Source organism: Mycobacterium heidelbergense (assembly GCF_010730745.1).
GTDB lineage: Bacteria > Actinomycetota > Actinomycetes > Mycobacteriales > Mycobacteriaceae > Mycobacterium > Mycobacterium heidelbergense.
Window position 1 is genome coordinate 2456967 of sequence record NZ_AP022615.1, and the last position, 11007, is coordinate 2467973.

The following is an 11007-nucleotide window of genomic DNA, read 5'->3' on the forward strand; positions in this document are numbered from 1 at the left end:
CGGGCTACGGCTGCCACCACGGCCGCAGCGGCAGATTGTCGTCGCCCCGCACGTCGACCTTGGCCGCCAACACGTGGTGCAGCTGAAGGTTGTTCTGCTCGAAGGCCACCCGTGAGGCCGCCATGTACAGGCCCCACACCTTGGCGGTGGCCAGGCCGACCTCGGCGACCGCTTCGTCCCAGTGCTCGACCAGGTTGCGGCACCAGTCGCGCAGCGTCATCGCGTAGTGATGGCGGAAGTTCTCCTCGTGCAGCACCTCGAAACCGACGTCCTGGATCTCGGTGACGATGCGTCCCGAGCCGGTCAGCTCCCCGTCCGGGAAGACGTAGCGGTCGGTGAATCCGCCGGCGAACGAGGCCGATGTGTTGTCGTGGCGGGTGATGCAGTGGTTGAGCAGCAGACCGCCGGTGCGCAGCCTGGATTTGAGGAAGCCGAAGTAGGCGGGGTAATTCCTGACGCCGATGTGCTCTGTCAACCCGATGGACGAAACGGCCTCGAATCCCGCTTCGCGCACGTCGCGGTAGTCGGAGTGCCGCACTTCAGCAAGGTTCGTCAACCCTTCGTCCTCGATCGCCTTTTGCGCCCACTTGGCCTGTTCGGCCGACAGCGTGGCCCCGATCGCCCGGACGCCGCGCCGCGCCGCGTAGCGCACCATGCCGCCCCAGCCGCAGCCGACGTCGAGCAGCCGGTCGCCCGGCCGGAGCCTCAGCTTCTCGAAGATCAGCCGGTACTTGTTCTCCTGGGCCGCTTCCAGCGTCGCGTCGGCGCTGGGGTAGACCGCGCAGGTGTAGGCCATCGACGGCCCGAGCACCCGCTCGTAGAAGGTGTTGGAGACGTCGTAGTGGTGGTGGATGGCCTCGGCGTCGCGGGTCTTGCTGTGCGTCAGGCCGGCGGCGATCCGGCGCCACCTGGGCGGCGTTTCCTGGGGCGGCGGCGCGACCGGAACCAATCGCTCCAGCCCGATCGAGCGGACCACACTGGCCAGCACCCGCGCCGACGGCCGCTTGAATTGGACCCGGTCGGCCAGCGTCTTGAGCAGCTCGTAGGGATCGCCGGGATGCACGCCGTACGTCTGCAGGTCGCCCGACACGTACGCGCGGGCAAGGCCGAGTTCGCCCGGGGCCGTGGCCAGGTAGGTGGCGCCCCGGGGCGTTCGAAGGTCCAGGCCCAGCACGGCGTCCTCGCTGCCGGCGGTGCTGCCGTCGTACGCGGTGAACTTCAGCGGCTGCCGCCCGGTGGCGGTGAAGATCTCCAGGATCTCCGCCATGCTCAGTTTGCCCGTCGGGATGTGCTTGGGCTCTTTGGTCGTCGTCATCGCCGTTGCACCGCCTTTGCATAGAGGTCGAGGAGACGTGAGTCGGGGTCGTAGGTTTTCTTGATTGTCTTGTAGGCCTCGCCGCCGTAGAGCTCGTCAAACTCCTCGCGGGTGTAAAAGGAGTCGGAGTACAGCGACTTGTGCCCGTCGAGCTCGCTCACCTTGGCCTCGATCGCCCGGTTGGTTACGCCCTCGGTGGCGCCGGCCGGCACCGACGACCAGAACCCGACGTTGACGTAGGTGTGGTCCGGCCGCATCGGATACAGCGGCCAGCCGTCGCGGTCGCGTAGCCGCAGCGGGCACAACCAGATTGGCGTGATCGGCACGTTGCCCAGGAACCACTCCAAGAATTCGCAGGTCCGTTCGACGGGTACCTCGATGTCCTGCACCACCCGCTCGTGCAGGGGGCGGTCAGGCGGACGAATGCTGCGTGTCTCGATCCGGTCGGATATGCCGAAACGGTGGTCCACGCCGACGAGCTTGGAATAGACGCTGCTGCGCCGATAGCGGCGTGGCCACCAGCGCCGCAGCCGTGGGTTCTGCACGCCGAACGCGCGTGAGCACCAAAACCAGTCGGTGTCCCAGCGCCAAAAGTAGTCGTGAATCGTCAGCCGGTCGTCTTTGGTGGCGTCCGCGCCAACGGAATCGTGCCGAATTGATTGGTAGTAAATGTTTTTCCCGGTGTAGTCGCTGACCGGCCCCGGGGTCGTCGTCCGCCTGCCGACGCACAGGTAGCTTTCGTCGGCGCTGAAAACCACGCCGTCCAAATAGTCCACGGGGGTGCCGCCCTGCCCACCCGTATCGACGATGCGTTCCATCGCCGCGACCATCTCGGGCAGCGAATGGAACCGGACGTGTCGCATCGCCACAAACGGCGCAACGGGCTCCAGTTCGATCCGAAGCCTGGTTGAATAGCCCAGCGTCCCATAGGAATTCGGGAAGGCGCGAAACAGGTCGGAGTGCTGGCCGCGGGATGCGGTGAGCAATTCCCCAGCGCCGGTGAGGATATCCATCTCCAGCACCGATTCGTGGGGCAGGCCGTTGCGAAACGACGCCGACTCGATGCCCAGGCCGCTGACCGCACCGCCGAGGGTGATGGTCTTCAGCTGCGGGACCACCAGCGGCGAAAGGCCGTACGGCAGCGTCGCGGCCACCAGGTCCTCGTAGGTGCACATGCCGGCCACGTCGGCGGTGCTGGTTTCGGGATCGACGCCGAGGACACCGGTCAGCCCCGAGGTGTCCAGCCCGCGCGCATCGCGTTTGGTGCGGGCGCGGAACAGGTTTGAGGTCGGCTTGGCGAGCCGGACCGCGGACGTTGCGGGGATGGATCGATAACTCGCCATCAACCGGTCAACGCCCGCTGCGTGAGCCGAGAGTGCAGATCCACGGACAGGCACCACATATACCCTAGTCTTCGGAAACAGCCCGTGCACCCGTGCGCGGGAGACATCAAAAACAGGAGTCGCACCCCTATGGGACAGGTGAGCGCAGCCAGCACGATCTTGATCAACGTCGAGCCCGCGGCGACCCTTGCCGCCGTCGCGGATTACCAGAAGGTGCGCCCGAAGATCCTCTCCCCGCAATACAGCGCATACCAGGTGCTGCAGGGCGGCCAGGGGGCCGGCACGGTCGCCCAGTGGAAGCTGCAGGCCACCAAATCGCGGGTTCGCGACGTGCAGGTCAACGTTGACGTGGCCGGTCACACCGTCATCGAGAAGGACGCGAACTCGTCCATGGTCATCAACTGGACCGTCGCCCCCGCCGGAACCGGGTCCAGCGTCACGGTGAAGACCACCTGGAACGGCGCGGGCGGCATCAAGGGTTTCTTCGAAAAGACCTTTGCGCCCTTGGGGCTGAAGAAGATTCAGGCCGAGGTCCTGGCCAACCTGAAGAAAGAACTGGAAGGCTAGCGCGCCTGGCCCTGGGTGGCCAGGAAGCCCGCGACGCCGCGGACCAGCGCGTCGGCGTATTTTTGCCGGCCATCCGCGGACTCCATCAGCGCCGAATCCACGGGGTTCTTCATGTTGCCGCACTCGACCAGGATCGACGGATACTGCGCCAGGTTCAGGCCGGCCAGGTCCGAGCGGCCGTACAGGCCGTCCTGGCCGATGTAGTTAGCGGGCGGAATGCCCGAGGCCTGCAACTGGTCGCGCATGATCCGGGCGAACTGTACCGCCGGGCCGGCCTGCGCCTGGTTGAGCGGCGGGGCCGAGTAATTGACGTGAAATCCCCGCCCGGACGGCGGGCCGCCGTCGGCGTGGATGCTCAGGATCGCGTTGGGGCGCAAGGAGTTGGCCATGTTGGCGCGCGCGTCGACGCACGGCCCCAGCCCGGTGTCGTTGCCGCGTGACAGCGCGGTGCGGACGCCCAGGGCGTTCAACGCGGCGCGGACCCGCAGCGCGGTGTCCCAGGTGAAGGTGTGCTCCATGTAGCCGGTGTTGGTCGACGTCCCGGTGGCCTGGCAGTCCTTGGTCCCGCCGCGACCGGTGGGCACCTGGCGGGAGATGGAGGCGTCATTGGAGCCGTTGTGGCCGGGATCGATGAAAACGACCATCCCGGCGATGTTGGAGGGGGTCGCGGTCGCGGTCGGGATGATCGCCGCCGAGGCGGCAATCAGGACACCGATCGCCATTCTGAATCCGACACGCCTGCTCACTCGTAGGTCCACGGCGCTAAGGTAACCTCGCGCGGTCTACGCTGGGTGTTTCGAATCGCCCGACATCCACAGGCGAAACCAACTCGAGACCAAGATGCGAGGGGATTGTCATGCAACCCGGAGGCGACATGTCGGCGCTGCTCGCCCAGGCGCAGCAGATGCAGCAAAAGCTACTGGAAGCCCAGCAACATCTCGCGAGCGCTGAGGTGCACGGTCAGGCCGGTGGCGGTTTGGTCAAGGTCGTCGTCAAGGGCAGCGGCGAGGTGATCGCCGTGACGATCGATCCCAAGGTCGTCGACCCCGGGGACATCGAGACCCTGCAGGACCTGATCGTCGGGGCCATGGGCGACGCTTCCCAGCAGGTCACCAAGATGGCGCAGGACCAGCTGGGGGCCCTGGCCGGCGGCATGGGCGGCCCGCCGGCGCCACCGACTCAAATGCGGGGGCTGTGACGCCATACCGCCATGTTTGAGGGACCCGTCCAGGATCTGATCGACGAGCTGGGCAAGCTGCCGGGCATTGGACCCAAGAGCGCGCAGCGCATCGCGTTCCACCTGTTGTCGGTCGAGCCGCCGGATATCGACCGGCTGACCGCGGTGCTGGGCAAGGTCCGCGACGGCGTGCGGTTCTGCGCGGTGTGCGGCAACGTCTCGGACGACGAGCGTTGCAGAATTTGTTCTGATACGCGTCGAGACGCATCTGTCGTGTGCGTCGTCGAGGAGCCGAAGGACATCCAGGCCGTCGAGCGCACCCGCGAATTCCGGGGCCGCTACCACGTGCTGGGTGGCGCGCTGGATCCGCTGTCCGGGGTGGGCCCCGACCAGCTGCGCATCCGCGAGCTGCTGAGCCGCATCGGCGAACGCGTCGACGACGTCGACATCGCCGAGGTGATCATCGCCACCGACCCCAACACCGAGGGGGAGGCGACCGCCACCTACCTGGTGCGGATTCTCCGCGACATCCCCGGCCTGACCGTGACGCGTATCGCGTCGGGCCTGCCGATGGGCGGCGACCTGGAGTTCGCCGACGAGCTGACGCTGGGCCGCGCGCTCACCGGCCGCCGGGCGATGGTCTGATTTCGCCGAGCCTGTAAATCTGGCGGCCCCTACTCGCACTTCCTCGGCAGATTTACAGGCTCGGCGAATTGTCGGTCCCCGGTGCCACCATTGCGGGCCATGGCGATGGCGTTCATCGGTAGCGGGGATGTGACCCGGCATGAGTTGCGACGTTGGTACCGCCCCGTCTATCCGGGTGTGTACGCGCCGAAGGGCGACAGTTGCTCATTGCGCGACCGGACCGTAGGTGCCTGGTTGTGGTCGCGGCGCCGCGCCGTGATCGCTGGCATCGCCGCATCCGCACTGCATGGTGCGCAATGGGTCGACGACGACATCCCGATCGAGCTGATCTGGGCCAACACCAGGCCGCCGCGGGGACTCGTGGTTCGCGACGAGGCCCTGGGCGATGACGAGATCACCCGCGTCGCCGGCCTTCCTGTCACCACGCTAGCGCGGACCGCGTACGACCTGGGCCGGCGCCTGCCGCGGGGGCAGGCCGTTGCACGGCTCGACGCGCTGATGCGCGCCACGCCGTTCTCGACCGAAGACGTGCTGCTCTTGACCAAGCGGTATCCGGGCGCCCGCGGCCTGCGGCGGCTGCGGACGGCGCTTCCGCTGGTCGACGGCGGCGCGGCGTCGCCCAAAGAGACCTGGCTGCGGCTCCTGTTGATCGACGCCGGGTTGCCGACCCCGGAAACACAGATACCGGTGAATGAGAACTGGCGGTCGGTTGGCGTGCTCGATATGGGTTGGGAGCAATTCAAGGTGGCGGCCGAGTATGACGGCGACCAACACCGCACCGACCGCCGCAGGTATGTCAAAGACCAGTGGCGGCGGCGGAAGCTCACCGAGTTGGGCTGGATCGTCGTCCGGGTGATCGCCGAGGACAACCCCGACGAGGTCGTCGCCCGGGTGCGTAGCGCGCTGCGCGCCAGGGGCTGGCGGCCCTAGCGCGCCGCGAGCCGTTCGCGGCGCAGCGCGTCTACCTCGGGCATCGTCAGCGGCGCCAGCTCGCCCACCACCTTGCTCAGCAGCAGGTCGGCCAGCTCCGGGTTGCGGGCCAGGCAGGGGCCGTGCATGTAGGTCGCGACCACGCTGCCCTGCACCGCGCCGTCGAAGCCATTGCCGGGGGGGTCGGCGCGGTTGCCCGCGCCCTTGACCACCGCGCCCAGCGGTGCCGCCGCCGGCCCCAGGACGGTGCCGCCGCGGTGGTTCTCGAAGCCAGTGAGCTGTTGGGTCAAGCCGGTCAGCAGCGGCGTGGTCACCAGCTCGCCGATGGTGCGCTTGTCTTGCGGCGACGTGGTGGCATCCAGCATGCCCACTCCGTCGACCCGTTCGCCCGACGACGTCTCGTACCACTGGCCGAGCACCTGGACGGCCGCGCAGATCGCCAGCACGGGCGCGTCCCGCTCCGCCGCGCGCTGCAGGCCCGGGTACCGGAGCAGGTGCCTGGTGGCCAGCCGCTGCGCGTAGTCCTCGGCGCCGCCCAGCGTGTAGAGGTCCAACGACTCCGGCACCGGGTCGGCCAGCGTGACCTCGACGATCTCGGCGGCGATCCCGCGCAGCCGCAGCCGCTGGCGCAGCACCAGCGCGTTGCCGCCGTCGCCGTAGGTGCCCATCACGTCGGGCAACACCACCCCGATCCGCACCACAGAGTCAGCCATGGCGCGCCAACGCTCGCTGCAGCTGAAGGAACGCGGTGTAGTTGGCGACGACCTCCACTCGCCCGGGCGGGCACGACGCGATGGCCGCCACGGTGTCGTGCACCAGGGTGTGCTCGACGCCCGCATACCCCAGCCGCACCGCCAGGTCGGTCCCGCGTTCACCGGCGGCGACGACTGCCGTGTTCTCGAGCCGCTCGAAACGCACGTCCCACAGCCACGACAGGTCCTCGCCGTCGGGCACCTGCCCGTTGACCGAAATGACCACCCCGGCCGCGCGCTCGTCCACCATCGACAGCGCCTCCTGCCAGCCGGCCGGGTTCTTGGCCAGCAGGATCCGCGCCTCGTGCGCGCCGACGCGGACGGTGCGGTAGCGCCCGGCGACCTCGTCGACCTTGGAGGCCGCCGCGACGGCTTTCGACGGCTCGGCGCCCAGCGCGACGGCGGCGGCGACGGCCTGGGCGGCGTTGCCGCGGTTCACCGCTCCCGGCAGCGCCAACCTCATCGGCAGGGCCAGGCCGTCGGGCCCATACAGGGTGTCGTCATCGAACCACCACTGCGGGCTGGGTCGCTTGAAGTCGGCGCCGGTGGAATACCAGTGCCCCTTGTCGCGGACGATGACCTCGCCGCTGCGCGGGCAGCTGACCGAGTCGTTCGCCCACGCGCCGCCCGCGGCCACCCACACCACGTTGGGGCTGTCGTAGGCGGCCGAGGTCATCAGCACGTCGTCGCAGTTGGCGACGACGACAGCCTTCGGGTGCCGGGCCAGGCCCGCCCGCAGCGTGCGCTCGATGATGTTGATCTCGCCGACCCGGTCCAGCTGGTCTCGCGACAGGTTGAGCAGCACGACGACGGCAGCGTCTACGGCATCCAGGACGTGCGGGACGTGCATCTCGTCGACCTCCAGCGCCGCCAGCCCGGCCTGTCTATCGGCGGCCAGCGCGGCCACCAGGCCGGCGTCCATGTTGGCGCCCTCGGCGTTGGTCGCGACCGCGCCCAGCGTGCCTAGGGCGGCCGCGGTCATGCGGGTGGTCGTCGACTTGCCGTTGGTGCCGGTGACGACGACGGTGCGCCGCCCGGCCCCGAGCTGGCGCAGCACCGAGCGGTCCAGGGTCATCGCGACCAGGCCGCCGATCATCGCGCCGGCCCCACGCCCGGTGACCCGTGACGCCCAGCGTGCGCTCGCCCCCGCGGCGAGGGCCAGGCGTGCGCGGGCGGTAACCACCCGCGCAGTTTAGGGCGATCGCAAGCGCGGCGCTGAGCGCCGGGCGCGGCGGGTCGCCCTGGTGGGTTCAGGTTCGATCGCAAGCGCGGCGCTGAGCGCCGGGCGTGGCGGGGCTGTGTGCCGGGCGCGGCGGGGGCGTGGCGAGTTAAGTTCCGACACGACGGCGCAGCGACCGGGTGATGTCGGTCGGACGTGCCATTCTCAGTTCATGAACCGGGTGTCCTGGGGTCGGCCGGCCGGCGAGCCGGACGGCGGTTGGGCCGTCATCGACGTCGAGACCTCGGGTTTTCGCCCGGGTCAGGCGCGGATTATCAGTGTTGCCGCGCTCGGCCTCGACGCCGCCGGGCGGGTCGAGCAATCCGTGGTCAGCCTGCTCAATCCCGGGGTCGACCCCGGCCCCACCCACGTGCACGGCCTCACCGCCGCCATGCTCGAGGACCAGCCGCAGTTCGTCGACATCGTCGGTGACGTGGTCGAGGTGCTGCGCGGCCGCACGCTGGTGGCGCACAACGTCGCGTTCGACTACGCGTTCCTGGCCGCGGAGGCCGAGCTCGCCGAGGCCGAGCTTCCCGTCGACTCCGTCATGTGCACGGTCGAGCTGGCCCGGCGGCTGGACCTCGGCGTCGACAACCTGCGGCTGGAGACGCTCGCGGCGCACTGGGGCGTGACCCAGGAGCGGCCGCACGACGCCTTCGACGACGCGTTGGTGCTGACTGGCGTGTTGGCGTCGGCGCTCGAGCGGGCGCGCGAACGCGACATCTGGCTGCCGGTGCGCCCGGTGACCCGGCGCCGCTGGCCGAACGGCCGGGTGACCCACGACGAGCTTCGCCCGTTGAAGGTGCTGGCTTCCCGGATGCCGTGCCCGTATCTCAACCCGGGGCCGTATGTCCGCGGCAGGCCGCTGGTCCAGGGCATGCGGGTGGCGCTGGCCGCCGAGGTGGCGCGCACCCACGAGGAACTCGTCGAGCGGATCCTGCACGCCGGGCTGGCCTACAGCGACGCCGTCGACCGCGAGACCTCGCTGGTGGTCTGCAACGATGTCGCCCCCGAGCAGGGCAAGGGCTATCACGCCCTGCAGCTGGGGGTCCCGGTCGTGTCCGACGCGCAATTCATGGACTGCGTCGGCGCCGTCGTCAGGGGGACCAGCATGGAGGAATTCACCGACGTCACCGCGGTCGACCGGCAGCTCGCGCTGTTCTGATCAGCCACGCGATGCGCGGTTGACCGCCGAAACCACGGCGCGCAGCGACGCGGTGGTGATCGACGGAGCAATCCCGACACCCCACACCGTGCGGCCACCCACGGAAGCCTCGACGTAGGCCGCGGCCTGGGCTTCCTCGCCGGAGCTCATCGCGTGCTCAGAGTAGTCCAGGACGGATACGTCGAACCCGGCATGGCCCAGCGCGTCGACGAAAGCGGCGAGTGGGCCGTTGCCGGTGCCGCTGATCTCGGTCTCCGTCCCGTTGATCTTGACGGTCGCGGTGATGCGCGTGGCGCCGGTGTCCTCCTCGGAGGCGTCGACCCGTTGCTTGATGCGCTCCAGCGGCCACACCGGGGCGAGGTACTCCTCGGAGAACGCGTCCCACATCTCTTTGGGGGTGACCTCGCCGCCCTCCCCCTCGGTGATCTTCTGGATGGCCTGGGAGAACTCGATCTGCAGCCGTCGCGGCAGGGCCAGGCCGTGGTCGGCCTTCATGATGTAGGCCACCCCACCCTTGCCGGACTGCGAATTGACCCGGATCACCGCCTCGTAGGTGCGCCCGACGTCGCGCGGGTCGATCGGCAGATACGGAACCTGCCAGAGCATGTCGTCGATGTCGGCGCCGGCCTCGTCCGCGGCAATCTTCATCGCGTCCAGGCCCTTGTTGATCGCGTCCTGGTGGCTGCCCGAGAACGCGGTGTAGACCAGGTCCCCGCCGTAGGGGTGGCGTTCGTGCACCGGCAGCTGGTTGCAGTACTCGACGGTGCGGCGGATCTCGTCGATATTCGTGAAGTCGATCTGCGGGTCCACGCCGCGGGAGAACAGGTTGAGCCCCAGAGTCACCAGGCAGACGTTGCCGGTGCGCTCCCCGTTGCCGAACAGGCAGCCCTCGATGCGGTCGGCGCCCGCCTGGTAGCCCAATTCGGCTGCGGCGACGGCGGTTCCGCGGTCGTTGTGCGGATGCAGGCTCAGGATCACGGATTCCCGGTTGGCCAGGTTGCGGCTCATCCACTCGATCGAGTCGGCGTAGACGTTGGGGGTGGCCATCTCCACGGTGGCGGGCAGGTTGAAGATGATCGGGTTGTCCGGCGTCGGCGCGATGATCTCGCCGACGGCGTCGCACACCTGCCTGGCGTATTCGAGCTCGGTGCCCGTGTAGGACTCCGGCGAGTACTCGAATCGCCACTGCGTGCCCGGGTACTTGGCGGCCTCCTCGACGCACTTGCGGGCGCCCTGCACGGCGATCTCCTGCACCGCGGGCCGGTCGGCGCGGAACACCACGCGGCGCTGCAGGATCGACGTCGAGTTGTAGAAGTGCACGATGGCCCGCGGCGCGCCTTCGCACGCCACAAAGGTGCGCTCGATCAACTCCGGTCGGCACTGGGTCAGCACCTGGATGGTGACGTCGTCGGGAATGGCGCCGTCGGTGATGATCTCGCGGACGAAGTCGAAGTCGGTCTGGCTGGCCGACGGGAACCCGACCTCGATCTCCTTGTAGCCCATGCCAACCAGCAGGTCGAACATGCGGCGCTTGCGGGCCGGGCTCATCGGGTCGATCAGCGCCTGGTTACCGTCGCGCAGATCCACCGCGCACCACAGCGGGGCACGAGTGATGACGCGGTCGGGCCAGGTGCGGTCGGCTACGCGGATGGGCTCGACTTCGTCCGCGAACGGCCGGTACCGGTTGACGGGCATCGACGAACCGCGCTGGGGATTCCAGTCGGGTTGGTCGGGCCCGGGCGGCCCGGACGGTTTGACGATGGCGCGCGCTGACGTATAGGAGTCGGGGGAATCAGGATTGGTCACGGTAGTTGCTCCGGGGATGTCAGAAGGAACCTCAGACCGGCGCATCGCGAACCCCCGCGACGGGAAGCCGGTCTGGATCAGACCCCGT

Annotated in this window: 11 protein-coding genes; 5 read left to right on the forward strand and 6 right to left on the reverse strand. The window is 68.9% G+C overall.

Features of this window, described 5'->3' with window-relative positions; all coding sequences use genetic code 11:
• Positions 1-4 precede the first annotated feature (4 nt).
• Positions 5-1315 carry a class I SAM-dependent methyltransferase gene (locus G6N25_RS11475; protein WP_197745676.1) on the reverse strand — a complete coding sequence of 437 codons (1311 nt, stop codon included), beginning with the start codon at positions 1313-1315 and terminating at the stop codon, positions 5-7.
• Entirely contained in the window at positions 1312-2715 is a 1404-nt protein-coding gene (locus tag G6N25_RS11480; protein ID WP_083074961.1) for an FAD-binding oxidoreductase, read from the reverse strand. The genes G6N25_RS11475 and G6N25_RS11480 overlap by 4 nt, the downstream gene beginning before the upstream one ends.
• 72 nt (positions 2716-2787) lie before the next feature.
• Here G6N25_RS11480 and G6N25_RS11485 point away from each other — a divergent pair, with 72 nt between their 5' ends.
• The gene (locus G6N25_RS11485) at positions 2788-3225 is read left to right on the forward strand and encodes an SRPBCC family protein (RefSeq protein ID WP_083074895.1); all 438 of its coding nucleotides are present in this window, start codon (positions 2788-2790) and stop codon (positions 3223-3225) included.
• Here G6N25_RS11485 and G6N25_RS11490 read toward each other — a convergent pair.
• Entirely contained in the window at positions 3222-3983 is a 762-nt protein-coding gene (locus G6N25_RS11490) for an Rv3717 family N-acetylmuramoyl-L-alanine amidase (RefSeq protein ID WP_197745677.1), read from the reverse strand. The genes G6N25_RS11485 and G6N25_RS11490 overlap by 4 nt on opposite strands.
• Before the next feature lie 98 nt (positions 3984-4081).
• Here G6N25_RS11490 and G6N25_RS11495 point away from each other — a divergent pair, with 98 nt between their 5' ends.
• The 3 genes from G6N25_RS11495 to G6N25_RS11505 all read left to right on the forward strand — a co-directional run bounded on the left by G6N25_RS11495 (position 4082) and on the right by G6N25_RS11505 (position 5977).
• Positions 4082-4423: a YbaB/EbfC family nucleoid-associated protein gene (locus tag G6N25_RS11495; protein ID WP_083074892.1), complete on the forward strand. Its 342-nt coding sequence runs from the start codon at positions 4082-4084 to the stop codon at positions 4421-4423.
• Positions 4424-4435: 12 nt separating this feature from the next.
• Positions 4436-5047 carry a recombination mediator RecR gene (gene recR / locus G6N25_RS11500; RefSeq protein ID WP_083074890.1) on the forward strand — a complete coding sequence of 204 codons (612 nt, stop codon included), beginning with the start codon at positions 4436-4438 and terminating at the stop codon, positions 5045-5047.
• A 99-nt stretch (positions 5048-5146) separates the two neighbouring features.
• The gene (locus tag G6N25_RS11505) at positions 5147-5977 is read left to right on the forward strand and encodes an endonuclease domain-containing protein (protein ID WP_083074889.1); all 831 of its coding nucleotides are present in this window, start codon (positions 5147-5149) and stop codon (positions 5975-5977) included.
• Here the strand turns inward: G6N25_RS11505 and G6N25_RS11510 are convergent.
• Positions 5974-6678 carry a type 1 glutamine amidotransferase gene (locus G6N25_RS11510; protein ID WP_142272716.1) on the reverse strand — a complete coding sequence of 235 codons (705 nt, stop codon included), beginning with the start codon at positions 6676-6678 and terminating at the stop codon, positions 5974-5976. The genes G6N25_RS11505 and G6N25_RS11510 overlap by 4 nt on opposite strands.
• Before the next feature lie 4 nt (positions 6679-6682).
• Positions 6683-7912, reverse strand: a complete 1230-nt coding sequence (locus G6N25_RS11515; protein WP_083074886.1) for a Mur ligase family protein — start codon at positions 7910-7912, stop codon at positions 6683-6685.
• Positions 7913-8120: 208 nt separating this feature from the next.
• Between G6N25_RS11515 and G6N25_RS11520 the strand changes: the two genes are divergently transcribed.
• Positions 8121-9113 carry a DEDDh family exonuclease gene (locus tag G6N25_RS11520; RefSeq protein ID WP_083074884.1) on the forward strand — a complete coding sequence of 331 codons (993 nt, stop codon included), beginning with the start codon at positions 8121-8123 and terminating at the stop codon, positions 9111-9113.
• Here the strand turns inward: G6N25_RS11520 and leuA are convergent, their stop codons facing one another.
• Positions 9114-10919 carry a 2-isopropylmalate synthase gene (gene leuA / locus G6N25_RS11525; protein WP_083074882.1) on the reverse strand — a complete coding sequence of 602 codons (1806 nt, stop codon included), beginning with the start codon at positions 10917-10919 and terminating at the stop codon, positions 9114-9116.
• Positions 10920-11007 lie beyond the last annotated feature (88 nt).